The organism is Streptomyces sp. NPDC002490 (assembly GCF_040296045.1).
GTDB lineage: Bacteria > Actinomycetota > Actinomycetes > Streptomycetales > Streptomycetaceae > Streptomyces.
Window position 1 is genome coordinate 112,397 of record NZ_JBEOWM010000007.1, and the last position, 26,094, is coordinate 138,490.

24 protein-coding genes are annotated in these 26,094 nt (G+C 73.6%); 22 read left to right on the plus strand and 2 right to left on the minus strand.

Translation table 11 applies throughout. The features are described from left to right. Positions 1–129: 129 nt before the first annotated feature. From aroC to nusB, 7 genes are all read left to right on the plus strand, one after another. A complete protein-coding gene (aroC, locus tag ABT092_RS06700; RefSeq protein ID WP_351240522.1) occupies positions 130–1,314 on the plus strand; it encodes a chorismate synthase in 1,185 nt (394 codons plus the stop codon). Between the two features lie 56 nt (positions 1,315–1,370). Then, the gene (locus ABT092_RS06705) at positions 1,371–1,874 is read left to right on the plus strand and encodes a shikimate kinase (RefSeq protein WP_351240660.1); all 504 of its coding nucleotides are present in this window, start codon (positions 1,371–1,373) and stop codon (positions 1,872–1,874) included. Continuing rightward, on the plus strand, positions 1,871–2,965 hold the full coding sequence (gene aroB / locus ABT092_RS06710) for a 3-dehydroquinate synthase (protein ID WP_351240524.1): 1,095 nt from the start codon (positions 1,871–1,873) through the stop codon (positions 2,963–2,965). The genes ABT092_RS06705 and aroB overlap by 4 nt, the downstream gene beginning before the upstream one ends. Before the next feature lie 206 nt (positions 2,966–3,171). After that, a complete protein-coding gene (locus ABT092_RS06715) occupies positions 3,172–3,987 on the plus strand; it encodes an AAA family ATPase (protein ID WP_351240526.1) in 816 nt (271 codons plus the stop codon). Positions 3,988–4,057: 70 nt separating this feature from the next. Continuing rightward, the gene (locus ABT092_RS06720) at positions 4,058–5,164 is read left to right on the plus strand and encodes an aminopeptidase P family protein (RefSeq protein WP_351240528.1); all 1,107 of its coding nucleotides are present in this window, start codon (positions 4,058–4,060) and stop codon (positions 5,162–5,164) included. Positions 5,165–5,236: 72 nt separating this feature from the next. Further along, positions 5,237–5,803, plus strand: a complete 567-nt coding sequence (efp, locus tag ABT092_RS06725; RefSeq protein ID WP_351240530.1) for an elongation factor P — start codon at positions 5,237–5,239, stop codon at positions 5,801–5,803. A gap of 2 nt (positions 5,804–5,805) precedes the next feature. Beyond that, a complete protein-coding gene (nusB, locus tag ABT092_RS06730; RefSeq protein WP_351240532.1) occupies positions 5,806–6,234 on the plus strand; it encodes a transcription antitermination factor NusB in 429 nt (142 codons plus the stop codon). Positions 6,235–6,432: 198 nt separating this feature from the next. Here the strand turns inward: nusB and bldD are convergent, their stop codons facing one another. Beyond that, a complete protein-coding gene (gene bldD, locus ABT092_RS06735) occupies positions 6,433–6,933 on the minus strand; it encodes a transcriptional regulator BldD (RefSeq protein WP_351240534.1) in 501 nt (166 codons plus the stop codon). Positions 6,934–7,151: 218 nt separating this feature from the next. Between bldD and pyrR the strand changes: the two genes are divergently transcribed. From pyrR to ABT092_RS06805, 14 genes are all read left to right on the plus strand, one after another. Beyond that, the gene (gene pyrR / locus ABT092_RS06740) at positions 7,152–7,742 is read left to right on the plus strand and encodes a bifunctional pyr operon transcriptional regulator/uracil phosphoribosyltransferase PyrR (RefSeq protein WP_351240536.1); all 591 of its coding nucleotides are present in this window, start codon (positions 7,152–7,154) and stop codon (positions 7,740–7,742) included. A 177-nt stretch (positions 7,743–7,919) separates the two neighbouring features. Further along, positions 7,920–8,897 (plus strand): aspartate carbamoyltransferase catalytic subunit, encoded by a 978-nt coding sequence (locus ABT092_RS06745; RefSeq protein ID WP_351240538.1) that lies wholly within the window; start codon positions 7,920–7,922, stop codon positions 8,895–8,897. Between the two features lie 4 nt (positions 8,898–8,901). Next, positions 8,902–10,188 (plus strand): dihydroorotase, encoded by a 1,287-nt coding sequence (locus ABT092_RS06750; RefSeq protein ID WP_351240540.1) that lies wholly within the window; start codon positions 8,902–8,904, stop codon positions 10,186–10,188. Then, entirely contained in the window at positions 10,188–10,811 is a 624-nt protein-coding gene (locus ABT092_RS06755) for a PH-like domain-containing protein (protein WP_351240542.1), read from the plus strand. The genes ABT092_RS06750 and ABT092_RS06755 overlap by 1 nt, the downstream gene beginning before the upstream one ends. Beyond that, on the plus strand, positions 10,808–11,965 hold the full coding sequence (gene carA, locus ABT092_RS06760; protein ID WP_351240544.1) for a glutamine-hydrolyzing carbamoyl-phosphate synthase small subunit: 1,158 nt from the start codon (positions 10,808–10,810) through the stop codon (positions 11,963–11,965). The genes ABT092_RS06755 and carA overlap by 4 nt, the downstream gene beginning before the upstream one ends. Further along, positions 11,958–15,266: a carbamoyl-phosphate synthase large subunit gene (gene carB, locus ABT092_RS06765; RefSeq protein WP_351240546.1), complete on the plus strand. Its 3,309-nt coding sequence runs from the start codon at positions 11,958–11,960 to the stop codon at positions 15,264–15,266. The genes carA and carB overlap by 8 nt, the downstream gene beginning before the upstream one ends. Before the next feature lie 143 nt (positions 15,267–15,409). Further along, positions 15,410–16,516, plus strand: a complete 1,107-nt coding sequence (locus ABT092_RS06770) for a quinone-dependent dihydroorotate dehydrogenase (RefSeq protein WP_351240548.1) — start codon at positions 15,410–15,412, stop codon at positions 16,514–16,516. Next, complete coding sequence (gene pyrF / locus ABT092_RS06775; protein ID WP_351240550.1) at positions 16,513–17,388, plus strand: orotidine-5'-phosphate decarboxylase; 876 nt, start codon at positions 16,513–16,515, stop codon at positions 17,386–17,388. The genes ABT092_RS06770 and pyrF overlap by 4 nt, the downstream gene beginning before the upstream one ends. Before the next feature lie 396 nt (positions 17,389–17,784). Next, complete coding sequence (locus tag ABT092_RS06780) at positions 17,785–18,108, plus strand: integration host factor (RefSeq protein ID WP_351240552.1); 324 nt, start codon at positions 17,785–17,787, stop codon at positions 18,106–18,108. Positions 18,109–18,146: 38 nt separating this feature from the next. Next, a complete protein-coding gene (gene gmk / locus ABT092_RS06785) occupies positions 18,147–18,740 on the plus strand; it encodes a guanylate kinase (protein ID WP_351240554.1) in 594 nt (197 codons plus the stop codon). 93 nt (positions 18,741–18,833) lie between these two features. Beyond that, positions 18,834–19,106, plus strand: a complete 273-nt coding sequence (gene rpoZ / locus ABT092_RS06790) for a DNA-directed RNA polymerase subunit omega (protein WP_030620214.1) — start codon at positions 18,834–18,836, stop codon at positions 19,104–19,106. Between the two features lie 142 nt (positions 19,107–19,248). Then, positions 19,249–20,481 (plus strand): bifunctional phosphopantothenoylcysteine decarboxylase/phosphopantothenate--cysteine ligase CoaBC, encoded by a 1,233-nt coding sequence (gene coaBC, locus ABT092_RS06795; protein WP_351240556.1) that lies wholly within the window; start codon positions 19,249–19,251, stop codon positions 20,479–20,481. A gap of 257 nt (positions 20,482–20,738) precedes the next feature. Next, the gene (gene metK, locus ABT092_RS06800; protein WP_351240558.1) at positions 20,739–21,950 is read left to right on the plus strand and encodes a methionine adenosyltransferase; all 1,212 of its coding nucleotides are present in this window, start codon (positions 20,739–20,741) and stop codon (positions 21,948–21,950) included. Positions 21,951–22,063: 113 nt separating this feature from the next. After that, positions 22,064–24,223 carry a primosomal protein N' gene (locus ABT092_RS06805; RefSeq protein ID WP_502968397.1) on the plus strand — a complete coding sequence of 720 codons (2,160 nt, stop codon included), beginning with the start codon at positions 22,064–22,066 and terminating at the stop codon, positions 24,221–24,223. 75 nt (positions 24,224–24,298) lie between these two features. Here ABT092_RS06805 and ABT092_RS06810 read toward each other — a convergent pair whose 3' ends face one another. Continuing rightward, positions 24,299–24,838, minus strand: coding sequence for a hypothetical protein (locus ABT092_RS06810; protein WP_351240560.1), 540 nt, complete (start codon positions 24,836–24,838; stop codon positions 24,299–24,301). A 254-nt stretch (positions 24,839–25,092) separates the two neighbouring features. Here ABT092_RS06810 and fmt point away from each other — a divergent pair, with 254 nt between their 5' ends. Then, positions 25,093–26,025, plus strand: a complete 933-nt coding sequence (fmt, locus tag ABT092_RS06815; protein ID WP_351240562.1) for a methionyl-tRNA formyltransferase — start codon at positions 25,093–25,095, stop codon at positions 26,023–26,025. The last annotated feature ends 69 nt before the right edge of the window (positions 26,026–26,094 follow it).

Here is a 26,094-nt window from a genome sequence, read left to right on the forward strand (position 1 = left end):
GCGTCCGCCTGCTGGACCTTCGAACGGGCGACCCTCCGGGACGTGCGAGGATCGGGGGAGGCGGGCACAGGACTGCGCACCCGGCCCGGCCGTATCAGTCGCATGCGCGGGTCCACAGGAGGAGCACCGTTGAGCAGGTTGCGCTGGCTGACCGCGGGGGAGTCGCACGGCCCCGCCTTGGTGGCGACGCTGGAGGGTCTTCCCGCAGGCGTCCCGATCACCACGGAGATGGTGGCCGACCACCTCGCCCGGCGCCGCCTGGGCTACGGTCGCGGCGCCCGGATGAAGTTCGAGCGCGACGAGATCACCTTCATCGGCGGCGTGCGGCACGGCCTCACGCTGGGCTCGCCCGTGGCGATCATGGTCGGCAACAGCGAGTGGCCCAAGTGGGAGCAGGTCATGGCGGCCGACCCGGTCGACCCGGAGGTGCTCGCCGACTCGGCCCGCAACGCCCCGCTGACCCGTCCCCGCCCCGGTCACGCCGACCTCGCGGGCATGCAGAAGTACGGCTTCGACGAGGCCCGCCCCATCCTGGAGCGCGCCTCCGCCCGCGAGACCGCGGCCCGGGTCGCCCTCGGCGCCGTCGCCCGCTCCTACCTCAAGGAGACCGCGGGCATCGAGATCGTCAGCCACGTCGTGGAACTCGCGGCGGCCAAGGCCCCCTACGGCCTCCTCCCCGTCCCCGGCGACGTCGAGCGCCTCGACGCCGACCCGGTGCGCTGCTTCGACGCGGACGCCTCCAAGGCGATGGTCGCCGAGATCGACCAGGCCCACAAGGACGGCGACACCCTCGGCGGAGTGGTCGAGGTCCTCGCCTACGGCGTCCCGGTCGGGCTGGGCTCGCACGTCCACTGGGACCGCCGCCTCGACGCCCGCCTCGCCGCGGCGCTGATGGGCATCCAGGCGATCAAGGGCGTGGAGGTCGGCGACGGCTTCGAACTGGCCCGGGTCCCGGGCTCGAAGGCCCACGACGAGATCGTGAGCACCCCCGAAGGGCTCAAGCGCTCCACCGGCCGCTCCGGCGGCACCGAGGGCGGCCTCAGCACCGGCGAACTGCTGCGGGTGCGGGCCGCGATGAAGCCCATCGCCACCGTGCCGCGCGCACTGGCCACCGTCGACGTGGCCACCGGCGAGGCCACCAAGGCCCACCACCAGCGCTCCGACGTGTGCGCGGTGCCGGCCGCCGGGATCGTCGCGGAGGCCATGGTCGCCCTGGTCCTCGCCGATGCGGTCGCCGAGAAGTTCGGTGGCGACAGCGTCCCCGAGACCGCCCGCAACGTCCGGTCCTACCTCGACCACCTGCACATCCGGTGACGGCCGTGACCCCGCAGCCCGGGCGCCCGGGCCCGGCGGTCGTGCTGGTCGGCCCGATGGGCGTCGGCAAGTCCACCGTGGGCGCGCTGCTCGCCGACCGGCTCGGCCTGCCCTACCGCGACACCGACGACGACATCGTCGCCGCCGAGGGCCGCCCCGTCTCCGAGATCTTCGTGGACGAGGGCGAGCCCTACTTCCGGGCCGTCGAGAAGGACGCCGTGCGCACGGCCCTCGCCACCCACGAGGGCGTCCTCGCCCTCGGGGGCGGGGCCGTCCTCGACCCCGGGACCCGGGCCCTGCTCGTCGACCGCCCCGTCGTCTTCCTGTCGATGGACGTGGCGGAGGCGGTCCGGCGCACCGGCCTCGACGTCGCCCGCCCGCTGCTCGCCGTCAACCCGCGCCGGCAGTGGCGCGAGCTGATGGAGGCCCGCCTCCCGCTCTACCGGGAGGTGGCCCGCGTCGTCGTCCCGACCGACGGCCGCGACCCCGAAGAGGTGGCCGGGGCGGTCCTCGACGCGCTCGGACTGCCCCCAGACCCCTCGCAGGAGAAGACCTCATGACCGCCCAGCAGCCCATCCGCATCCAGGTCGCCGGGACGGCCGGCACCGAACCCTACGAGGTGCTCATCGGCCGTCAGCTCCTCGGCGAACTGGGCCCCCTGGTCGGCGGGCGGGCCAAGCGGGTGGCCGTGATCCACCCCGAGGCGCTGGCCGAGACCGGCGAGGCACTGCGGGCGGACCTCGCCGAGCAGGGCTTCGAAGCGGTCGCCATCCAGGTGCCCAACGCCGAGGAGGCCAAGACCGCCGAGGTCGCCGCGTACTGCTGGAAGGCGCTGGGGCAGTCCGGGTTCACCCGCACCGACGTGATCGTCGGCGTCGGCGGCGGGGCCACCACCGACCTCGCCGGGTTCGTCGCCGCCAGCTGGCTGCGCGGGGTCCGCTGGATCGCGGTGCCCACCACGGTCCTCGGCATGGTCGACGCGGCCGTCGGCGGCAAGACGGGCATCAACACCGCCGAGGGCAAGAACCTGGTCGGCGCCTTCCACCCGCCGGCCGGGGTGCTGTGCGACCTCGCCGCGCTGGAGTCGCTGCCGGTGCACGACTACGTCTCGGGGCTCGCCGAGATCATCAAGGCGGGCTTCATCGCGGACCCGGTGATCCTCGACCTCGTGGAGGCCGACCCGGAAGCCGCCCGCACCCCGGCCGGCCCGCACACCGCCGAACTGATCGAACGGGCCGTCAAGGTCAAGGCCGAGGTGGTCTCCGGGGACCTCAAGGAGTCCGGTCGCCGGGAGATCCTCAACTACGGCCACACCCTGGCCCACGCCATCGAGAAGAACGAGCGCTACCAGTGGCGGCACGGCGCCGCCGTCGCCGTCGGCATGCACTTCGCCGCCGAGCTGGGGCGCCTCGCGGGACGCCTGGACGACGCGACCGCCGACCGGCACCGCACCGTCCTGGAGTCGGTCGGCCTGCCCCTGAGCTACCGCTACGACCAGTGGCCCAAGCTGCTGGAGACCATGAAGGTCGACAAGAAGTCCCGGGGCGACCTGCTGCGCTTCATCGTCCTCGACGGCCTCGCCCGTCCGGTGGTCCTGGAGGGCCCCGACCCGGCGGTGCTGCTCGCCGCCTACGGGGAAGTCGCCCAGTAGTCCCCTTCCCGCCCCGGACCGGCCGCACGGCCCGGCCCGGGGCGGGTACCGTTCGGCGCGGGTCGCTCCCCGCACGGGCCGACCGCGGGGAACCGGACGGTGCGTTCGGGAACTTCTCCACGGCCGCCGTCAGTTGCCCGTAGGAGACGCGGCCCACCGGTCCGACACCCCTCCGGGACGGGCCCGACGAGACGGAGTGGTACCGGATGCACGCAGGGGAAGCGGCGCTGCCGCCGCACGGACGACCGGGGGCCCCGTGGCCGCCCCCCGTTCCCCCGGCCCCGCCCGCCGCCGCCCCGGACTTCCCGCTGCCGCCGCCGGCGCCGCACGGCGCCCCCGGCCGGCCGGCCGGCCATCCGCCGGTGCCCGCCGCCCCGCCCGTGCCGGAGACCACCGGGCACGTCCCCCTGCCCCCGGGCGTCCCCGTGGGGAGCCCGCCGCACGGCCCGGCCGCCGACCTCTCCACGACGACCCTGGCCGTCCTGCTCATCGGTCCCGCGGGCGCCGGGAAGACCAGCGTCGCCCAGTACTGGGCCGACCGCCGGCGCACCCCCACCGCGCACATCAGCCTCGACGACGTCCGGGAATGGGTGCGCTGCGGCTTCGCCGACCCGCAGGACGGTTGGAACGACCACTCCGAGGCGCAGTACCGGCTGGCCCGCCGCACCTGCGGGTTCGCCGCCCGCAACTTCCTCGCCAACGGCATCTCCTGCGTCATCGACGACGCGGTCTTCCCCGACCGCCCGGTGGTCGGCCTCGGCGGTTGGAAGCGGCACGTGGGGCCCGGGCTGCTGCCGGTGGTGCTGTTGCCGGGCCTGGAAGTGGTGCTGGAGCGCAACGCCAGGCGGCGGGGCAACCGCCGGCTCGGCGACGAGGAGGTCGCCCACATCCACGCCCGGATGGCCGGCTGGTACGGCTCGGGCCTGCCCATCATCGACAACTCCCAGCTGGACGTCGCCGGCACGGCGCGCGCCCTGAACGAGGCACTGGCCCGGGCCGTCGCCACCCCGCCCCCGGCCTGAGGTTGTCGGGTCAGCCCGTCCGGACGCGCTGACCGGGCCCTTCGGCGCCGTCGCTCGTAGGCTCGGGGACATGGCAGAGACCCACGCGAGCCGCAGGGACCGCCTGCGGGAGCGCATCACGGCCACCGGTACCGCAGCCGTCCTCGTCTCCCGGCCCGCGAACATCCGCTACCTCGCCGGTTCCGCGCCCGTGGGCGCCACCCTGCTGCTGGCCGAGGGCGGCGACCTCCTCGTCCAGGCGGAGCCCCCGGAGCCCCGCCCGGGCACCCCCCAGCCCGACGACACCCTCCCGACCCGGACGCTCACCGGGCCCCGGGAGGACAGCGCGGTCACCGCGGCGGCCGTGGCGGCGGGCCGGGGCCTCGACTCGCTGGCCGTCGAGGAGCACCACTTGACCGTGGCCCGGCACCGGGCGGTCACCGCTGCCGCCCCGGGGCTGCGACTGACCGATCTGGGCGGGGCCGTCGAACAGCTCCGACTGGTCAAGGACGAGGACGAGATCAGCTGTCTGCGGATCGCCGCCGAGATCGCCGACCAGGCCCTGAGCGAGCTGCTGGAGTCGATCCTGGTGGGGCGCACCGAGCGGCACCTGGCCCTGGAACTCGAACGGCGCCTGGTCGACCACGGTGCGGACGGCCCCGCGTTCGCCACCTCGGTGGGGACCGGTCCGGACGCGGGCCGGGTGGGCCACCGGCCCACCGACCGGAGGGTCGAGGAGGGCGACTTCCTCTCCGTCTGCCTGGGCGCCGCCTACCGCGGCTACCGGTGCGAGATCGGTCGCACCTTCGTCATCGGCACCTCGCCCGCGGACTGGCAGGTCGAGTTGTACGACGCCGTTTTCGCCGCTCAGCGGGCCGGACGGGAGGCACTGGCGCCCGGCGCCGCCTGCCGGGACGTGGACGCGGCGGCGCGCCAGGTGTTGGCGGCGGCGGGGCACCGGGAGGGGCTCTCCCCCCGCACCGGGCACGGGGTGGGGCTCGAAAACAACGAGGACCCGCAGCTCGCCCCCTCCGCCATGGGTAAACTGGACGCTCGTGTGCCGGTCACCGTCGAACCGGGGGTTCACCTCCCTGGCCGGGGCGGGGTCCGGATCGATGACACGCTCGTCGTCCGCTCCGAGGCGGACGGCGGACCCGAGCTACTCACCATCACGACCAAGGAGCTGCTGGCGCTCTAGCCTCAGCGCACGCTGAGCCGCCGGACGCGGGCCCCGCTGGTCGTCCACGTCAGTCCAGGAGATTCCGCAACCGTGGCTTCCACGAACGACCTCAAGAACGGCATGGTGCTCAAGCTCGACGGGGGCCAGCTCTGGTCCGTCGTCGAGTTCCAGCACGTCAAGCCCGGCAAGGGCCCGGCCTTCGTGCGCACCAAGCTCAAGAACGTCCTCTCCGGGAAGGTCGTCGACAAGACCTTCAACGCCGGCGTCAAGGTCGAGACGGCCACCGTCGACAAGCGCGACATGCAGTTCTCCTACATGGACGGCGAGTACTTCGTGTTCATGGACATGGAGACCTACGACCAGCTGCACATCGACCGCAAGACGGTCGGCGACGCCGCGAACTTCCTCCTGGAGGGCTTCGAGGCCACCGTCGCGCAGCACGAGGGCAACGTGCTCTTCGTCGAGCTGCCGACCGCCGTCGAGCTGGTCATCGCGGAGACCGAGCCCGGCGTCCAGGGCGACCGCTCCACCGGCGGCACCAAGCCCGCCAAGCTGGAGACCGGCTACGAGATCCAGGTCCCGCTCTTCATCACCACCGGTGAGAAGATCAAGGTCGACACGCGTTCGGGTGACTACCTCGGCCGGGTGAACAGCTAACCGTGGCTGCCCGGAACACGGCCCGCAAGCGCGCCTTCCAGATCCTGTTCGAGGGCGACCAGCGCGGTGCGGACGTCCTGACGGTCCTCGCGGACTGGGTGCGCCACGCACGCACCGACTCCCGGCAGCCGCCGGTCAGCGAGTACACCATGGAGCTGGTCGAGGGCTACGCGCAGCACGCGCAGCGCATCGACGAGTTGCTGGCCCAGTACTCCGTGGGGTGGACGCTGGACCGGATGCCGGTCGTGGACCGGAACATCCTGCGGCTCGGGGCCTACGAACTCATCTGGGTCGACGGGACGCCCGACGCGGTGGTCCTGGACGAGGCCGTCGAGTTGGCCAAGGAGTTCTCCACCGACGACTCGCCGTCCTTCGTCAACGGACTGCTCGGACGGTTGAAGGAACTGAAGCCCGGTCTGCGCAGGGCGTGACCGGCCGCCGGTCCCCGTCGATCCCGACGGGGACCGGTGTCGTTCCGCCCCGCGATCCGCCCGTGTGCACACCGCCGAACGGGTGGTCCGACGTGCTCGGAGGGCGCGGGGCGCGCAAGGGCCGCCCGGGTGGTACGGACCGGTCGGTCCGTACCACCCGGGCGGCACGTTTCTGCTGTGCCCTACCCGGGCGGCGGCTCAGCCCTCCTCGTGGGCCACCGCGCGGCGCGCGTCCGCGTCCAGGACGCCCCAGCCGATGAGCTGGTCGGTGAGGACCGAGGGGGACTGGTCGTAGATCACGGCGAGGGTGCGCAGGTCGTCCTGGCGGATCGACAGCACCTTGCCGTTGTAGTCGCCGCGCTGGGACTGGATGGTGGCGGCGTAGCGCTGGAGCGGGCCCGCCTTCTCGGCCGGGACGTGGGCGAGGCGCTCCAGGTCCAGGACGAGCTTCGGCGGCGGCTCGGCGGCACCGCCGGGCGTGGTGCCGGGCAGGAGCTCCTGCACCGGGACCCCGTAGAAGTCCGCCAGTTCGGCAAGGCGCTGGACGGTCACGGCGCGGTCCCCGCGCTCGTACGAACCGACCACCACTGCCTTCCAACGGCCCTGGGACTTCTCCTCGACGCCGTGGAGTGACAGGCCCTGCTGGGTGCGGATGGCCCGGAGCTTGGCCCCGAGCTGCTTGGCGTATTCGCTGGACATATGGCTCCCCGGACGAAGGCTGGTGACTCACTGTGAGGTTACGCAGCGTGACTTGCATGCGTCAAGCCGAATGGTCAGCACCGACTCTTCCTTGCCTCGCCCCGGGGCGCACGGTGAGGGGGTGAACTGGGGGAACACGCGGCCTGCTACCGTGGACGGCGCAATTCCGACGTCCTTTAAGGTCCGTCCCGTGAGGCGGAGAAGGAGGTCCGTTTCCTATGGACACCAGCAGCACCGAACGCCCGCACGGCCAGGACGGCACCGCCCGTCCCGTCCTGGAGGCCCCGGACATCGCCCGGGTGCTCACCCGCATCGCCCACGAGATCGTCGAACGCGCCAAGGGCGCCGACGACGTGGTGCTCCTCGGCGTTCCCACCCGCGGGGTCTTCCTCGCCCGCCGGCTCGCCGCCAAGCTCGCGGAGATCACCGGCCGCGACACCCCGGTCGGCTCCCTCGACATCACCATGTACCGCGACGACCTGCGGATGCACCCGCCGCGCGCCCTGGCGCGCACCGAGATCCCCGGCGAGGGGATCGACGGACGGCTGGTCGTCCTCGTCGACGACGTGCTCTTCTCCGGCCGCACGATCCGAGCCGCCCTCGACGCCCTGAACGACATCGGCCGCCCGCGCGCGGTGCAGCTCGCCGTCCTCGTGGACCGGGGCCACCGCGAGCTGCCCATCCGCGCGGACTACGTCGGCAAGAACCTGCCGACCTCGCTGCGCGAGACGGTCCGGGTCCGGTTGGCGGAGGAGGACGGCCGGGACACCGTCCTGCTCGGGACCAAGCCGGCCGGCCCCGCCGGCTGAGCCCCCGGCACACCGTCCGCGGGAGACCACCGGGTCGCGGCGCAGCACCCCCGTCGTGCGCGCCTGCACGGGAACGTTCCGGAACGATCCGGTCCGCTTCCTTCCCCCGGGAGCCCCTCGGCCCCGCACGCCCCGCCCGTCCCCGCACACCGCCGAACCCGCCCACGGAGCATCCAGATGCAGCGTCACCTCATCTCGGCCGCCGACCTCACCCGTGACGACGCCGTCCTCATCCTCGACACCGCCGAGGAGATGTCCCGGGTCGCCGACCGGCCGATCAAGAAACTGCCGACCCTGCGCGGTCGCACCGTCGTCAACCTGTTCTTCGAGGACTCCACCCGCACCCGGATCTCCTTCGAGGCCGCCGAGAAGCGGCTCTCCGCCGACGTCATCAACTTCACGGCCAAGGGCTCCTCGGTCTCCAAGGGCGAGTCCCTGAAGGACACCGCGCAGACCCTGGAGGCTATGGGGGTCGACGCCGTCGTCATCCGGCACGGGGCCTCCGGAGCGCCCTACCGGCTCGCCACCTCCGGCTGGATCGACGCCCACGTCATCAACGCCGGCGACGGCACCCACCAGCACCCCACCCAGGCCCTGCTGGACGCCTTCACCATGCGCCGGCGGCTCGTCGGCCGGGACACCGGGCTCGGCCGGGACCTCGCCGGCAAGCGCATCACGATCGTCGGCGACGTCCTGCACAGCCGGGTCGCCCGCTCCAACGTCGACCTGCTGCACACCCTGGGCGCCGAGGTCACCCTGGTCGCCCCGCCGACCCTGGTGCCGGTCGGCGTCTCGCACTGGCCCTGCGAGGTCTCCTACGACCTCGACCGGGTGCTGCCCAAGTCCGACGCGGTGATGATGCTGCGCGTCCAGCGCGAGCGGATGAACGCCGCCTACTTCCCCACCGAGCGCGAGTACGCCCGCTGGTACGGCCTGGACGCCGACCGGATGGCGCGGATGCCCGAACACTCCATCGTGATGCACCCCGGCCCGATGGTCCGCGGCATGGAGATCACCGCCGAGGTCGCCGACTCGCCCCGCTGCACCGCCGTCGAACAGGTCGCCAACGGCGTCTCCATCCGGATGGCCGTCCTCTACCTGCTGCTCGGCGGCAACGAGCCCGCCGTCACCCACACCCGTACCGAGGAGAAGTAACGACATGAGCAAGATCCTGATTCGCGGTGCCCGGGTGCTCGGCGGCGAGCCGCAGGACGTCCTGGTCGACGGCGAGACCATCGCCGGGGTCGGCACCGGGCTGAGCGCCGAGGGCGCCACCGTGGTCGAGGCGGACGGGCAGGTCCTGCTGCCGGGCCTGGTCGACCTCCACACCCATCTGCGCGAGCCCGGCCGCGAGGACTCCGAGACCGTCCTCACCGGCACCCGCGCCGCCGCGGTCGGCGGCTTCACCGCGGTGCACGCCATGGCGAACACCTTCCCCGTGGCCGACACCGCGGGCGTCGTCGAGCAGGTCTACCGGCTCGGTCGCGAGCACGGCTACTGCGACGTGCAGCCGGTCGGCGCCGTCACGGTCGGCCTCGCCGGCAAGCAGCTCGCCGAACTGGGCGCCATGCACGACTCGGCCGCCGGGGTGACGGTCTTCTCCGACGACGGCAAGTGCGTGGACGACGCGGTGATCATGCGCCGCGCCCTGGAGTACGTGAAGGCGTTCGACGGGGTCGTCGCCCAGCACGCCCAGGAGCCCCGGCTCACCGAGGGCGCCCAGATGAACGAGGGCGTCGTCTCCGCCGAACTCGGTCTCGGCGGCTGGCCCGCCGTCGCCGAGGAGTCGATCATCGCCCGGGACGTGCTGCTCGCCGCGCACGTCGGCTCCCGGGTCCACATCTGCCACCTCTCCACCGCCGGCTCGGTGGAGATCGTCCGCTGGGCGAAGTCCAAGGGCTGGGACGTCACCGCCGAGGTCACCCCGCACCACCTGCTCCTCACCGACGAGCTGGTGCGCACCTACAACCCGGTCTACAAGGTGAACCCGCCGCTGCGCACCGAGGCCGACGTGCTGGCCCTGCGCGAGGCGCTCGCCGACGGCACCATCGACTGCGTGGCCACCGACCACGCCCCCCACCCGCACGAGGACAAGGACTGCGAGTGGGCCGCCGCCGCCATGGGCATGGTGGGCCTGGAGACCGCGCTCTCCGTGGTCCAGCACACCATGGTCGACTCCGGACTGCTCGACTGGGCGCAGGTCGCCGACCGGATGTCGGTGCGTCCCGCCCAGATCGGACGCCTCGCCGGACACGGCCGCCCCGTCTCGGTGGGCGAGCCCGCCAACCTGACCCTGGTCGATCCCGCTTACCGTGGGACCGTGGACCCCGCGGGCTTCGCCTCCCGCAGCCGCAACACCCCGTACCAGGGGCGCGAGCTGCCGGGACGCGTCACCCACACCTGGCTGCGGGGCCGTGCCACGGTCGTCGACGGGAAGCTCGTGTGATGTCTCACCCCCTGCGCAGTGCCGAACTCCTCACCGTGCTCGCCACCGAGCGGAAATCGGCGGAGGTCACCGACTGGGCCGCCCGCATCGGCTGGCTCGTCGGCCTGGTCCTCTTCGTCGCCCTCGTGTACTGGCTGATGCGCGAGGGGTGGAAGTGGCGCGGCACCCTCCAGGGCGACCTGCCCCCGCTCCCCGAGGCGCCCGCCGACCCCGGCACCCCCCGCCTCACCCTGCACGGCCGCTACCACGGCTCCACCACCGCCGGGCAGTGGCTCGACCGGATCGTCGCCCACGGCCTCGGCGCCCGCTCGCGGGCCGAGCTGACCCTCACCGACGCGGGCCTGGCCGTGGTCCGCCCCGGGGCGAACGACTTCTTCGTCCCCGCGGACCGCCTGCGCGGGGCCCGGCTCGACAAGGGCATCGCGGGCAAGGTCCTCGCCGAGGGCGGACTGCTCGTCCTCACCTGGCAGCACGGCGACCGCCTGATCGACTCGGGCTTCCGCTCCGACCGGGCCGCCGAGCACCCCGCCTGGGTCGAGGCGCTGGGCGCCCCCGTCGACCCCCACCGCCCCACCGAGGGCACCCCCCTGCACACCACCACCACGGAAGGCGCGGACCGATGAGCGCGCAGACAGCGCAGCCGACCTCCACCAGGGGAACCCGGGTTCCCGCCGTACTCGTCCTGGAGGACGGCCGCGTCTTCCGGGGCCGTGCGTACGGAGCGGTCGGCCAGACCTTCGGCGAGGCGGTGTTCTCCACCGGCATGACCGGCTACCAGGAGACCCTCACCGACCCCTCGTACCACCGGCAGGTCGTCGTGATGACGGCCCCGCACATCGGCAACACCGGCGTCAACGACGAGGACCCCGAGTCCCGTCGCATCTGGGTCGCCGGCTACGTGGTCCGCGACCCCGCCCGGACGCCCTCCAACTGGCGCTCCCGCCGCTCCCTGGACGAGGAACTCGCCGCCCAGGGCGTCGTCGGGATCTCCGGCGTCGACACCCGCGCCCTCACCCGCCACCTGCGCGAGCGCGGCGCCATGCGGGTCGGGATCTTCTCCGGCAACGCCCTGCCCGACGAGGGCACCATGCTGGCCGAGGTCCGTCAGGCCCCGGAGATGACGGGCGCCGACCTCTCCGCCGAGGTGGCCACCCGCGAGGCGTACGTGGTCCCCGCGATCGGCGAGAAGCGCTTCACCGTCGCCGCGGTCGACCTCGGCATCAAGGGCATGACCCCGCACCGGATGGCCGAGCGCGGCATCGAGGTGCACGTGCTGCCCGCCACCGCCACCGTCGACGACGTGTACGCGGTCGAGCCCGACGGGGTGTTCTTCTCCAACGGCCCCGGCGACCCCGCCACCGCCGACCACCCGGTCGCCGTGATGCGCGCGGTCCTGGACCGCGGCACCCCGCTGTTCGGGATCTGCTTCGGCAACCAGATCCTCGGCCGGGCCCTCGGCTTCGGCACCTACAAGCTGAAGTACGGCCACCGGGGCATCAACCAGCCCGTCCAGGACCGCACCACCGGCAAGGTCGAGGTCACCGCCCACAACCACGGCTTCGCCGTGGACGCCCCCCTCGACCGGGTCAGCGACACCCCCCACGGTCGCGCCGAGGTCTCCCACGTCTGTCTGAACGACCAGGTCGTCGAGGGGCTGCGGCTCCTCGACAAGCCCGCGTTCAGTGTCCAGTACCACCCCGAAGCCGCCGCGGGTCCGCACGACGCCGCCTACCTGTTCGACCGCTTCGTCACCCTGATGGAGGGCCAGCGTGCCTAAGCGCACCGATATCCAGTCCGTCCTGGTCATCGGCTCCGGCCCGATCGTCATCGGTCAGGCCGCCGAGTTCGACTACTCCGGCACCCAGGCGTGCCGCGTCCTCAAGGCCGAGGGCCTGCGCGTCGTCCTGGTGAACTCCAACCCGGCGACGATCATGACCGACCCGGAGATCGCCGACGCCACCTACGTCGAGCCGATCACCCCCGAGTTCGTCGAGAAGATCATCGCCAAGGAGCGCCCCGACGCCCTGCTGCCCACCCTCGGCGGGCAGACCGCCCTCAACACCGCCATCTCGCTGCACGAGGCGGGCACCCTCGACAAGTACGGCGTCGAGCTGATCGGCGCCAACGTCGAGGCCATCAACAAGGGCGAGGACCGCGAACTCTTCAAGGAGGTCGTGGAGGCCGTCCGCGCCAAGATCGGGCACGGCGAGTCCGCCCGCTCGGTGATCTGCCACTCCATGGCGGACGTCCTCGCCGGCGTGGACACCCTCGGCGGCTACCCCGTCGTCGTCCGCCCCTCCTTCACCATGGGCGGCGCCGGCTCCGGCTTCGCCCACGACGAGGAGGAACTGCGCCGCATCGCCGGCCAGGGCCTCACCCTCTCGCCGACCACCGAGGTGCTCCTGGAGGAGTCCATCCTCGGCTGGAAGGAGTACGAGCTGGAGCTGATGCGCGACAAGCACGACAACGTCGTCGTCGTGTGCTCCATCGAGAACTTCGACCCCATGGGCGTGCACACCGGCGACTCGATCACCGTCGCCCCCGCGATGACCCTCACCGACCGCGAGTACCAGATCCTGCGGGACATCGGCATCGCCGTGATCCGCGAGGTGGGCGTGGACACCGGCGGCTGCAACATCCAGTTCGCGGTCAACCCCGAGGACGGCCGGGTCATCGTCATCGAGATGAACCCCCGGGTCTCCCGCTCCTCCGCCCTGGCCTCCAAGGCGACCGGCTTCCCCATCGCCAAGATCGCCGCCAAGCTCGCCGTGGGGTACACCCTCGACGAGATCCCCAACGACATCACCGAGCAGACCCCCGCGTCCTTCGAGCCCACCCTCGACTACGTGGTCGTCAAGGCGCCCCGGTTCGCCTTCGAGAAGTTCCCCTCCGCCGACTCCACCCTCACCACCACCATGAAGTCGGTGGGCGAGGCCATGGCCATCGGCCGCAACTTCACCGAGGCCCTCCAGAAGGCGCTGCGCTCGCTGGAGAAGAAGGGCAGCCAGTTCACCTTCGTGGGCGAGCCCGGCGACAAGGCCGAGCTGCTGCGCGAGGCGGTGCGCCCCACCGACGGCCGGATCAACGCCGTCATGCAGGCCGTCCGCGCCGGCGCCACCCCCGAAGAGGTCTTCGCGGCCACCAAGATCGACCCCTGGTTCGTCGACCAGCTCTTCCTGATCAAGGAGATCGCCGACGAGTTGGCGGCCGTCGACCGGCTGGAGCCCGAGCTGCTGGCCGAAGCCAAGCGGCACGGCTTCTCCGACGCCCAGATCGCCGAGATCCGCGGACTGCGCGAGGACGTCGTCCGCGAGGTCCGGCACGCCCTCGGGGTGCGCCCGGTCTACAAGACCGTCGACACCTGCGCCGCCGAGTTCGCCGCGCGGACCCCGTACTTCTACTCCTCCTACGACGAGGAGAACGAGGTCGCCCCGCGCGAGAAGCCCGCGGTGATCATCCTCGGCTCCGGCCCCAACCGCATCGGCCAGGGCATCGAGTTCGACTACTCCTGCGTGCACGCCTCCTTCGCGCTCAGCGACGCCGGATACGAGACCGTCATGGTCAACTGCAACCCGGAGACCGTCTCCACCGACTACGACACCTCCGACCGGCTCTACTTCGAGCCGCTCACCCTGGAGGACGTCCTGGAGATCGTCCACGCCGAGTCCCTCGCCGGACCGATCGCGGGCGTCGTCGTCCAGCTCGGCGGCCAGACCCCGCTGGGCCTGGCCCAGGCGCTCAAGGACAACGGCGTGCCGATCGTCGGCACGCCCCCGGAGGCCATCCACGCCGCCGAGGACCGCGGCGCCTTCGGCCGGGTCCTGGCCGAAGCCGGACTGCCCGCCCCCAAGCACGGCACCGCCACCACCTTCGCCGAGGCCAAGGCCATCGCCGACGAGATCGGCTACCCGGTCCTGGTGCGCCCCTCCTACGTGCTCGGCGGGCGCGGCATGGAGATCGTCTACGACGAGGCCCGGCTCTCCTCGTACATCGCCGAGTCCACCGAGATCAGCCCCTCCCGCCCGGTCCTGGTGGACCGCTTCCTCGACGACGCCATCGAGATCGACGTGGACGCCCTCTACGACGGCGAGGAGCTCTACCTCGGCGGCGTGATGGAGCACATCGAGGAGGCCGGCATCCACTCCGGCGACTCGGCGTGCGCCCTGCCCCCGATCACCCTCGGCGGGTTCGACATCAAGCGGCTGCGCGCCTCCACCGAGGCCATCGCCAAGGGCGTCGGGGTCCGCGGGCTCATCAACATCCAGTTCGCCATGGCCGGGGACATCCTCTACGTCCTGGAGGCCAACCCGCGCGCCTCCCGGACCGTGCCCTTCACCTCCAAGGCCACCGCCGTCCCGCTCGCCAAGGCCGCCGCCCGGATCTCGCTCGGGGCGACCGTCGCCGAACTGCGGGCCGAGGGGCTGCTCCCGGCCCAGGGCGACGGCGGCACCCTGCCGCTGGACGCGCCGATCTCCGTCAAGGAGGCCGTCATGCCGTGGTCGCGGTTCCGCGACATCCACGGCCGCGGCGTGGACACCGTGCTCGGCCCGGAGATGCGCTCCACCGGCGAGGTCATGGGCATCGACTCCGTCTTCGGCACCGCCTACGCCAAGTCGCAGGCCGGGGCGTACGGCCCGCTGCCGACCAAGGGCCGGGCCTTCATCTCGGTCGCCAACCGCGACAAGCGATCGATGATCTTCCCGGCCCGGGAGTTGGTCGCCCACGGCTTCGAACTGCTCGCCACCTCCGGCACCGCCGAGGTCCTCAAGCGCAACGGCATCAACGCCACGGTGGTGCGCAAGCAGTCCGAGGGCGAGGGCCCCAACGGCGAGCGGACCATCGTCCAGCTCATCCACGACGGCGAGGTCGACCTCATCGTCAACACGCCCTACGGCACCGGGGGCCGGCTCGACGGCTACGACATCCGCACCGCGGCCGTCGCCCGGTCGGTGCCCTGCCTCACCACCGTGCAGGCGCTCGCCGCCGCCGTCCAGGGCATCGACGCGCTGCACCACGGCGACGTCGGCGTGCGCTCGCTCCAGGAGCACGCGCAGCAGCTGACCGCGGCCCGGGACTGATCCCGCAGCGCGGGCCGGCCCTCGACGGGGCCGGCCCGCGCCCGCCGCACGGCACCGCCCCCGGGGGCACCGGAAACGGTGCCCCCGTTCCATGACCCGCGCCCGTCCGGCGCCCCGCCCCCCGGACCGAGGGACCCACCACCGTGTACCAGCTCCTCTTCCACCACCTGTTCCGGCGCCTGGACCCCGAACAGGCCCACCACCTGGCCGTCGGCTGGATCCGGCTCGCGGCCCGCACCCCCGTGCTGCGGACCTTCGTCGCCGGCTACCTCGCCCCGCGCCACCGCGAACTGCGCACCGAGGCGCTCGGGCTGCGGCTGCACAGCCCCTTCGGCCTGGCCGCCGGCTTCGACAAGAACGCGATCGCCGTGGACGGCCTGGCGATGCTGGGCTTCGACCACGTCGAGATCGGCACCGTCACCGGGGAGCCGCAGCCCGGCAACCCCCGCACCCGCCTCTTCCGGCTGACCGCCGACCGGGCGCTGATCAACCGCATGGGCTTCAACAACGAGGGCTCGGCGGCCGTCGCGGCCCGGCTCGACGCCCGCCGCGAGGTGTTCCGCACCACCGTGGGCGTCAACATCGGCAAGACCAAGGTCGTCCCGGAGGCGGAGGCCGTCGCCGACTACGTGAAGTCCACCGAACGGCTCGCCCGCCACGCCGACTACCTCGTCGTCAACGTGTCCTCGCCGAACACCCCCGGACTGCGCGACCTCCAGGCCGTCGACCACCTGCGCCCGCTGCTCACCGCGGTCCGCGAGGCCGCCGACCGCTCGGTCACCGGCCGCCGGGTGCCGCTCCTGGTGAAGATCGCGCCCGACCTCGCCGACGCGGACGTCGACGCCGTCGCCGACCTCGCCGTGGAGCTGGGCCTGGACGGCATCATCGCCACCAACACCACCATCGCCCGCGAGGGCCTCGGGCTGCGCAGCGACCCCGCGCTGCTCGCCGAGGCCGGCGGACTGTCCGGCGCCCCGCTGAAGGAGCGCTCGCTGGAGGTCCTGCGCCGGCTGTACGCCCGGGTGGGCGACCGCATCACCCTGATCGGGGTCGGCGGCGTCGAGGACGCGGAGGACGTCTGGCAGCGCATCCTGGCCGGCGCCACCCTGGTGCAGGGGTACAGCGCGTTCATCTACCGGGGCCCCACCTGGGCCCGGGGCGTCCACCGCGGACTCGCCGCCCGACTGGCCGCCTCCCCGTACGCCACCCTCGCCGAGGCCGTCGGCGCCGACTCCCGGAGGTCCGCATGACCGACACCGCCCCCGCCGCCCCCACAGCGCCCTTCGGCAGCCGGCTGCGCCGGGCGATGGACGCCCGCGGCCCGCTCTGCGTGGGCATCGACCCGCACGCCTCCCTGCTGACCTCCTGGGGGCTCGGCGACGACCTGGCCGGGCTGGAGCGCTTCAGCCGCACGGTGGTCGAGGCGCTGGCCGACCGGGTCGCGGTGCTGAAGCCGCAGAGCGCGTTCTTCGAGCGGTTCGGCTCCCGCGGCGTCGCGGTGCTGGAGACCTGCGTGGCCGAGGCCCGCGCGGCCGGGGCCCTGGTGCTGATGGACGCCAAGCGCGGGGACATCGGCTCGACCATGGCCGCGTACGCCGACACCTTCCTGCGCCCAAACGCCCCGCTGTTCTCGGACGCCCTGACGGTCTCGCCCTACCTGGGCTACGGCGCGCTGGCGCCGGCGGTCGAGCTGGCCCGGGAGAGCGGCGCCGGACTGTTCGTGCTGGCGCTGACCTCCAACCCGGAGGGCGCGGAGGTGCAGCACGCGGTGCGCGGGGACGGGCGCACGGTCGGGTCCACGATGCTGGCGCACCTCGCCGCGGAGAACGCGCCCGAGGTGGCCGGCGGAGCCCCGCTGGGTTCCTTCGGGGCGGTCGTGGGGGCGACCCTCGCGGACCTGTCCGCCGAGGACCTGGCGATCGACGGGCCGCTGTTGGCGCCCGGCATCGGGGCCCAGGGGGCGACCCCGGCGGACCTGCCCCGGGTCTTCGGTGCGGCGGTGCACCAGGTGGTGCCCAACGTCAGTCGCGGGGTGCTGCGGCACGGCCCGGACCCGGCGGCCCTGCGGTCGTCGGCGGACCGCTTCGCCGACGAGGTCCGCGAGGCGGTCGGGCGGGGCTGACCGCCTGCTCCGCCGCCGTGCCGCCGCCTCCGAGGGGCGGTACGGGGGCACCTGCCGGAAGTGCCACGAGGTGTCGGTTTCGGCGCGGTCCGAGGTGGGCAGTCTCCCGAATTCGGCTCCGCGGGTGCCGTCCGCCCTGCACCCGCCCCGGCGTGTCTTCTGAAAGAGTTCTCAGAAACAGGGTCCATTTGCCCGAAAATGTCGGGCTCTGGCAAGGCTGACCAGGAGTTTTCCGCTGTTCTCGCTGACTCGGGGGGCCGTGGCCGCTAGTCTCCGTCGAGAGCGGACGGGCAAGCGCGTTGCTCGTTGCTCCCCAGGTGTGGGGCGACTAGGTTCCTCACCGGACTGCTGTACCTGACAGACATCCGACAGTTCGACATCCGAGGTGACGTAGGCGTGGCTCTTCCGCCCCTGACCCCTGAACAGCGCGCAGCCGCGCTCGAGAAGGCCGCCGCGGCTCGCCGGGAGCGGGCCGAGGTCAAGAATCGACTCAAGCACTCCGGCGCCTCCCTCCACGAGGTCATCAAACAAGGCCGGGAGAACGACGTCATCGGCAAGATGAAGGTCTCCGCCCTCCTGGAGTCCCTCCCGGGCGTGGGCAAGGTCCGCGCCAAGCAGATCATGGAGCGGCTCGGCATCTCCGAGAGCCGGCGCGTCCGAGGGCTCGGCTCCAACCAGATCGCGTCCCTGGAGCGGGAGTTCGGCGGCGGCCCCGCCTGACGTTCTCGGGCACCCCCGCGAAGCTGGATAATCGCTCCATGGCTGCAACATCCCGGGGGACGCCCCCCGTACCCCCGGACGCACGTCCGCGGCTGACCGTGCTCTCCGGCCCCTCCGGGGTCGGCAAGAGCACGGTCGTCGCCCACATGCGCAAGGAGCACCCCGAGGTCTGGCTCTCCGTCTCGGCCACCACCAGGCGGCCCCGTCCCGGCGAGCAGCACGGTGTGCAGTACTTCTTCGTCACCGACGAGGAGTTCGACAAGCTGATCGCCAACGGCGAGCTGCTGGAGTGGGCCGAGTTCGCCGGGAACCGCTACGGCACCCCGCGCGGCGCCGTCCAGCAGCGGCTGGAGGCCGGCGAGCCGGTGCTCCTGGAGATCGACCTCCAGGGCGCCCGCCTGGTGCGGGAGTCCATGCCGGACGCCCAGCTGGTGTTCCTCGCGCCCCCCTCCTGGGAGGAACTGGTCCGTCGCCTCACCGGCCGCGGCACGGAGTCCCCCGAGGTGATCGCCCGCCGACTGGAAGCCGCCACGACCGAACTGGCCGCGGAGTCGGAGTTCGACACCACCCTGGTCAACACCTCGGTCAAGGACGTGGCGCGCGAGCTGCTAGCCTTGATGAACGTCGTGTGATCTTCGCTGATCCCGTACCGTCTTTTCCTCAAGGCCCCGCGCCCCGCGTCCACCGCGGACCGCAGCGACGGCCCATATTTCGGAAGGTAGAGCGTGTCCTCTTCCATCACCGCGCCCGAGGGCATCATCAACCCGCCGATCGACGAGTTGCTTGAGGCCACCGACTCCAAGTACAGCCTCGTGATCTACGCGGCCAAGCGTGCCCGGCAGATCAACGCGTACTACTCCCAGCTCGGCGAGGGCCTGCTGGAGTACGTCGGTCCGCTCGTCGACACCCACGTCCACGAGAAGCCGCTCTCGATCGCCCTGCGCGAGATCAACGCGGGCCTGCTGACCTCCGAGGCCGTCGACGGCCCCGCCCAGTAGCTCGGCGGTTCCTCCGCAGCACCACCCGTCACGGGCCCGGCAGCGACGCTGCCGGGCCCGTGGTGTCTGATGGGACGTGACACGCGCACCAACGGGATGCGTGCCGGCCCGGGGCCGGAACGCGAGTCGAGGCGGGAGACACATGAACAAGGCGGCCAGGCCCAGGGTCGTGCTCGGGGTCAGCGGAGGCATCGCGGCCTACAAGGCGTGCGAGCTGCTCCGACGGCTCACCGAATCGGGACACGACGTCCGGGTGGTCCCCACCGCGTCCGCGCTCCACTTCGTCGGTGCCGCCACCTGGTCGGCGCTCTCCGGGCAACCCGTCGCCACCGAGGTCTGGTCCGACGTCCACGAGGTGCCCCACGTCCGCATCGGCCAGGGAGCCGACCTGGTCGTGGTGGCCCCGGCCACCGCCGACCTGCTCGCCAAGGCCGCCCACGGCCTCGCCGACGACCTGCTCACCAACACGCTGCTCACCGCGCGCTGCCCGGTCGTCTTCGCGCCCGCCATGCACACCGAGATGTGGGAGCACCCCGCGACCCAGGAGAACGTGGCCACCCTGCGCCGCCGCGGCGCGGTCGTCGTGGAACCCGCGGTCGGCCGGCTCACCGGGGTGGACACCGGCAAGGGCCGACTGCCCGACCCGGGGGAGATCTACGAGGTGTGCCGGCGTGTCCTGGCCCGGGGCGTCCGCGAGCCCGACCTGACCGGCCGGCACGTGGTCGTCAGCGCAGGCGGCACCCGGGAGCCGCTCGACCCGGTCCGTTTCCTCGGCAACCGGTCCTCGGGCAAGCAGGGCTACGCGCTCGCCCGGTCCGCCGCCGCCCGCGGCGCCCGGGTCACCCTGGTCGCCGCCAACACCGCGGGGACCCTCCCCGACCCGGCGGGGGTGGACCTGGTCCCGGTGGGCACCGCCGCCCAACTGCGCGAGGCCGTGCTCGCCGCCGCGGCCACCGCCGACGCGGTGGTCATGGCCGCCGCGGTGGCCGACTTCCGCCCCGCCGCCTACGCCCCCGGCAAGATCAAGAAGCGGGACGGGCACGAGCCCGACCCCATCGTCCTGGTACGGAATCCGGACATCCTTGCGGAGGTCTCCCGGGACCGGGCCCGCCCCGGACAGGTGGTCGTCGGCTTCGCCGCCGAGACCGACGACGTGCTCGACAACGGCCGCGCCAAACTCCGCAGCAAGGGGTGTGACCTGCTGGTCGTCAACGAGGTCGGGGAGCGCAAGACCTTCGGCGCCGACGAGAACGAAGCCGTGGTCCTGGGCGCGGACGGCACCCTGACCCCGGTGCCCTTCGGACCGAAGGACGCCGTGGCGGACACCGTCTGGGACCTGGTGGCGGCCCGGTTCCCCGGCGCGCCCACGGGGTGAGCGACGGTCCCTGCGCGACAATCGCCGGAACCCCCTTCCCGGGATTTGGCAACCCCCACATTCGGGCAGGGCGTACTGGTGCGCGCACCGACCGTGCACCAGAATGCCAGTGCCGCAGGTCACAGCCCTCCCAGGTGGCGAGACACGTGACCCGTCCGGCGAGCGCGACCGATAAACTGATGACGGACCCCCCGGGCGCAGCCTCCGGAGGGCCCGCCTATGAACAGCCAGCAGCCGCTGCAACCACAGGGAGCGATGTGTCCCGCCGTCTCTTCACCTCGGAGTCCGTGACCGAGGGTCACCCCGACAAGATCGCCGACCAGATCAGCGACACCATTCTCGACGCGCTTCTGCGGGAGGACCCGACGTCCCGGGTCGCCGTGGAAACGCTGATCACCACCGGCCTGGTCCACGTGGCCGGCGAGGTCACGACGAAGGCGTACGCGCCCATCGCGCAACTCGTCCGCGACACGATCCTCGGCATCGGGTACGACTCGTCGAAGAAGGGCTTCGACGGCGCCTCCTGCGGCGTCTCGGTGTCCATCGGCGCGCAGTCGCCCGACATCGCCCAGGGCGTCGACACCGCGTACGAGTCCCGCGTCGAGTCCAAGGGGACCGACGACCTGGACCGACAGGGCGCCGGCGACCAGGGCCTGATGTTCGGCTTCGCGTGCGACGAGACGCCCGAGCTGATGCCGCTCCCCATCCACCTGGCGCACCGGCTCTCCCGCCGGCTGTCCGAGGTCCGCAAGAACGGGACCATCCCGTACCTGCGTCCCGACGGCAAGACGCAGGTCACCATCGAGTACGACGGCGACAAGGCCGTCCGGCTCGACACGGTCGTCGTCTCCTCGCAGCACGCCTCCGACATCGACCTGGAGTCGCTGCTCGCTCCCGACATCCGCGAGTTCGTCGTCGAGCCCGAGCTGAAGGCGCTCCTGGACGACGGCATCAAGCTGGAGACCGAGGGCTACCGCCTGCTGGTGAACCCGACCGGGCGCTTCGAGATCGGCGGCCCGATGGGCGACGCCGGCCTCACCGGTCGCAAGATCATCATCGACACCTACGGCGGCTACGCCCGCCACGGCGGCGGCGCCTTCTCCGGCAAGGACCCGTCCAAGGTCGACCGCTCGGCCGCGTACGCCATGCGCTGGGTGGCCAAGAACGTCGTCGCGGCCGGGCTCGCCTCCCGCTGCGAGGTGCAGGTGGCCTACGCCATCGGCAAGGCCGAGCCGGTCGGCCTGTTCATCGAGACCTTCGGCACCCACAAGGTCGACCCGGAGCGGATCGAGAGCGCGATCAGCGAGGTCTTCGACCTCCGACCGGCCGCGATCATCCGCGACCTCGACCTGCTCCGGCCGATCTACGCCCAGACCGCCGCGTACGGGCACTTCGGCCGTGAGCTGCCGGACTTCACCTGGGAGCGCACGGACCGGGTCGACGCCCTGCGCGCCGCCGCCGGACTCTGACCGCCCCTGCACCCGGAGGAGGGCCGGACACCGCATCCGTCGCGGTGTCCGGCCCTCCTCGCGTGCTCCGCCGCCGGGGCCGGGCTGTCGGTGCGGTCTGGTAGGAATGCGGTGTGAGCAGCCCAGACCACGGCGCGGCCGGCCCCGGTGACGGCGCGGAGGACCGGCCCCGCTCCGAGCCCCCCGAGCAGCTCGCCCTGATCCGGGAGTCCGTCCGCCGGGCCGAGGTCCCGCGGGCCAAACCCCGCACCTGGCGGGGCGCCGCCCTCGCCGGCCGGTTGCCGGTGGCCCGGGTGCTGGTGGACAAGGGCGTCCTCCACCTCGACCGCTACTTCGACTACGCCGTCCCCGAGGAACTCGACGCCCAGGCCCGACCCGGCGTCCGGGTCCGGGTGCGGTTCGGCGCCGGCCGCGGCCAGGTCCGCGGCGGGCGCCGCGAGGGCGGGGGACTGGTCGACGGCTTCCTCGTCGAGCGCGTCGCCGCCTCCGACTACCCCGGTCCCCTCGCCGCCCTCGCCCAGGTCGTCTCCCCGGAACCGGTCCTCGGACCGGAACTGCTGGCCCTGGCCCGGGCGGTCGCGGACCGCTACGCCGGCAGCCTCGCCGACGTGCTGCAACTGGCCGTCCCCCCGCGCAGCGCCCGGGCCGAGAAACGCCCCTCGCCCGAGCCGCTGCCCCCGCCCCCCGCGCCGGCCCCCGGCGCCTGGGAGAGCTACGCACGGGGCCCGGCCTTCCTGCGCGCCCTCGCCGACGGGGCCTCCCCCCGCGCCGTGTGGACCGCGCTGCCCGGCCCCGGCTGGGCGGAGGGGATCGCCCGTGCCGTCGCCGCCGCCCTGGCCTCGGGACGCGGCGCCCTGGTCGTGGTCCCGGACGGGCGGGTCGTCGAACGGGTCGACACCGCGCTCACCGCCCTGCTCGGCTCCGGCCGGCACGCGGTGCTCACCGCGGACGCGGGTCCCGAGAAGCGCTACGGGCAGTGGCTGGCCGTGCGCCGGGGCGCCCTGCGGGCGGTCGTCGGGACCCGGGCGGCGATGTTCGCCCCGGTCCGTGACCTGGGGCTGGTCGTCCTGTGGGACGACGGGGACTCCAACCACAGCGAACGGCACGCGCCCAGGCCGCACGCCCGCGAGGTCCTCCAACTGCGCGCCGCGCACGAGGGGTGCGGCTTCCTGCTGGGCGGGCTGGGGTGCACGGTGGAGGCCGCCCAACTCGTCGAGACCGGCTGGGCCAAGCCCTTGGTGGCCGACCGGGACCGGGTGCGGGCCGCCGCCCCGCTGGTGCGCACCGTCGGGGACGCGGAGCTGGCCCGGGACGGCGCGGCCCGCGCCGCCCGGCTGCCCTCGCTGGCCTGGCAGGTGGCCCGTGAGGGGCTCGCCCGTGGCCCCGTCCTGGTCCAGGTCCCGCGGCGCGGCTACGTGCCGCGGCTGGCCTGCGGCCGGTGCCGGGCCCCGGCCCGCTGCCGGCACTGTGCCGGACCACTGGCCGCCCGGGAGGACGGCGGCCTCGGTTGCTCCTGGTGCGGGCGTGAGGAGCCGCGCTGGCACTGTCCGGAGTGCGGCGGTTCACGGCTGCGGGCGCAGGTCGTGGGGGCCCGGCGCACCGCCGAGGAGCTGGGCCGGGCGTTCCCCGCCGTCCCGGTGCGCACCTCGGGCCGCGAACAGGTGCTGGACACCGTTCCGGACGCCCCCGCGCTGGTCGTCAGCACCCCGGGTGCGGAGCCCGTGGCCGAGGGCGGGTACGCGGCGGCCCTGCTGCTGGACGGCTGGGCGATGCTGTCCCGGCCCGATCTGCGGGCGGGCGAGGAGGCGCTGCGGCGCTGGCTGGGGGCGAGTGCCCTGGTCCGGGACCAGGGCTCGGGCGGCACCGTGGTGATCGTCGCCGAGCCGACCCTGCGTCCGGTGCAGGCGCTGGTGCGGTGGGACCCGGTGGGGCACGCGCTGCGCGAGCTGGCCGACCGGGTCGAACTCGGGTTCCCCCCGGTGTCCCGGATGGCGTCGGTCGCCGGCCCGCCGGAGGCGGTCGCCGAGTTCCTGGCCCTGGTGGAGTTGCCCGCCGACGCCGTGGTGTTGGGCCCGGTGCCGATGCCGGCACCGGGCGTCCCGGGAGGGCCCCCGTCCGACCGGCCCTGGGAGCGGGCCCTGCTGAGGGTGCCACCGGGCAGCGGCGGCGCGTTGGCCGCCGCCCTGAAGTCCGCGCAGGCGGCACGGACCGCGCGGGGCACCGGGGGCGGGAGCAGGGTCGAGGTACGGGTGGATCCGCCGGACATCGGCTGAGGAACCGTCCCCGGACACGGCGACGGCCGGGGTGCGGGAGGTCCGTCCGCACCCCGGCCGCGCCGCCGCGCCGGCTCAGCCGTTGCGCGGACCGGGGAAGGCGTTCGGTCGGGTGTCGTCCCGCAGGGCGGGACTGCCGCCGATGGGCTGCGTCGGCATGGTGCGTGCGGCCGGAACCGCCGGCAGGGGAGCGCCCGTCACCCCCACCGGGCGGGCGGCGGGTGCGGCCTCCTGGGCCCGTTCCGCCTCGGCGGCGGCCTGGGCGGCGGCCCGGCGGGCACCGTAGCGGCGGTGCACCGCCTGCTTGGTCACGCCGAGGGCGGAGCCCACCGCGTCCCAGGAGAAGCCGAGCGACCGGTCGAAGTCCACGGCTGCGGTGACCAGGGTCTCGACGCTGTCCCGCAGTTCCTGGGCGAGGCGGACGGTGGGCGCGGGCGCGCGCCCGTAGACGACGAAGCCCGTGGACGGGCCCGAGCGGCGGGGACGGTAGACGTTGCCCAACTGGGCGGTGAGCGTCCGCAGGGCGTCCACCTGTCGGCGGACCCGCTCGATGTCCCGCACCAGCAGGTGCAGGCTGGCCCGTGCCTGTGCGTCGTGGGTTGCGTGGTCGGCCATCAGACAAGCCTCTCGAACCGGCGGTGGAAGGGGGTGTGCCGGGCCGTCTCGACGGCCCGGCGGTCAACGCTGTCTTGACCAACGCGCCACGCCTGGAGTGGTCACGCTGCCGGGGCGCGAGAAATGCGAGCGGGGCGCACGGGCCGACGTACGCCCCCGGCGTGCCCCGGCCGGGCCCCCATAGACTGGTGCGCTGCCCGCCGAGTGCGCCCCGTGCACGCCCCGCCCCCGCTCCGAGAGGCCGAACGACCCTGATGAAGCTCGTCTTCGCCGGCACCCCCGAGGTCGCCGTTCCCGCCCTGGACGCCCTGATCGCCTCCGACCGGCACGAGGTCGCCGCCGTCGTCACCCGACCCGACGCCCCCGCCGGACGGGGCCGCCGACTGGTCGCGAGCCCCGTCGCCGAACGGGCCGAGGAAGCGGGCATCGAGGTGCTGAAGCCCGCCCGCCCCCGGGACGAGGACTTCCTGGCGCGGCTGCGGGAGATCGCCCCGGACTGCTGCCCGGTCGTCGCCTACGGCGCGCTGCTGCCCCGGATCGCCCTGGACGTGCCCACCCACGGCTGGGTCAACCTCCACTTCTCCCTGCTGCCCGCCTGGCGCGGCGCGGCCCCCGTGCAGCACGCGGTGATGGCCGGCGACGAGTACACCGGGGCCTCGACCTTCCTGATCGAGGAGGGCCTGGACACCGGGCCCGTGTACGGGACGGTCACCGAACGGGTGCGTTCCACCGACACCAGCGGGGACCTGCTCACCCGGCTGGCCTTCGCGGGCGGCGGACTGCTCGCGGCCACCATGGACGGCATCGCGGACGGGACCCTCAAGGCGGTGCCGCAGCCGGCCGACGGGGTCTCCGTCGCCCCGAAGATCAGCGTGGCGGACGCCCGGGTCGACTGGACGGCCCCCGCCCTGCGGGTGGACCGGGTGGTGCGCGGCTGCACCCCGGCGCCCGGGGCGTGGACCGTCTTCCGCGGCGAACGGCTCAAGCTCGTCCAGGCCGCCCCGGACCCCGAGCGCACCGACCTCGCCCCCGGCGAACTCGCGGTGGGCAAGAGCACCGTGCACGTCGGCAGCGGCTCGCACGCCGTGCGGCTGCTGTGGGTGCAGGCCCAGGGCAAGCGGCCGATGAACGCCGCGGACTGGGCCCGGGGCGCGCGGATCGCCCCGGGGGAGCGGTTCGGCGACTGAGCCGTGGGCGCCCCGGCCCCCGCCGGGGCGTGGGCCCCCGCACCCCGGCGTACGCTGGACGGGGCGCCG

Coding starts and splice junctions, on each gene's coding strand:
- ABT092_RS06705 (WP_351240660.1), top strand. CDS start 1,371: ATGGGCGTCGGCAAGTCCACCGTGGGCGCGCTGCTCGCCGACCGGCTC.
- aroB (WP_351240524.1), top strand. CDS start 1,871: ATGACCGCCCAGCAGCCCATCCGCATCCAGGTCGCCGGGACGGCCGGC.
- ABT092_RS06715 (WP_351240526.1), top strand. CDS start 3,172: ATGCACGCAGGGGAAGCGGCGCTGCCGCCGCACGGACGACCGGGGGCC.
- ABT092_RS06720 (WP_351240528.1), top strand. CDS start 4,058: ATGGCAGAGACCCACGCGAGCCGCAGGGACCGCCTGCGGGAGCGCATC.
- bldD (WP_351240534.1), bottom strand. CDS start 6,933: ATGTCCAGCGAATACGCCAAGCAGCTCGGGGCCAAGCTCCGGGCCATC.
- pyrR (WP_351240536.1), top strand. CDS start 7,152: ATGGACACCAGCAGCACCGAACGCCCGCACGGCCAGGACGGCACCGCC.
- ABT092_RS06745 (WP_351240538.1), top strand. CDS start 7,920: ATGCAGCGTCACCTCATCTCGGCCGCCGACCTCACCCGTGACGACGCC.
- ABT092_RS06750 (WP_351240540.1), top strand. CDS start 8,902: ATGAGCAAGATCCTGATTCGCGGTGCCCGGGTGCTCGGCGGCGAGCCG.
- ABT092_RS06755 (WP_351240542.1), top strand. CDS start 10,188: ATGTCTCACCCCCTGCGCAGTGCCGAACTCCTCACCGTGCTCGCCACC.
- carA (WP_351240544.1), top strand. CDS start 10,808: ATGAGCGCGCAGACAGCGCAGCCGACCTCCACCAGGGGAACCCGGGTT.
- pyrF (WP_351240550.1), top strand. CDS start 16,513: ATGACCGACACCGCCCCCGCCGCCCCCACAGCGCCCTTCGGCAGCCGG.
- gmk (WP_351240554.1), top strand. CDS start 18,147: ATGGCTGCAACATCCCGGGGGACGCCCCCCGTACCCCCGGACGCACGT.
- coaBC (WP_351240556.1), top strand. CDS start 19,249: ATGAACAAGGCGGCCAGGCCCAGGGTCGTGCTCGGGGTCAGCGGAGGC.
- ABT092_RS06810 (WP_351240560.1), bottom strand. CDS start 24,838: ATGGCCGACCACGCAACCCACGACGCACAGGCACGGGCCAGCCTGCAC.
- fmt (WP_351240562.1), top strand. CDS start 25,093: ATGAAGCTCGTCTTCGCCGGCACCCCCGAGGTCGCCGTTCCCGCCCTG.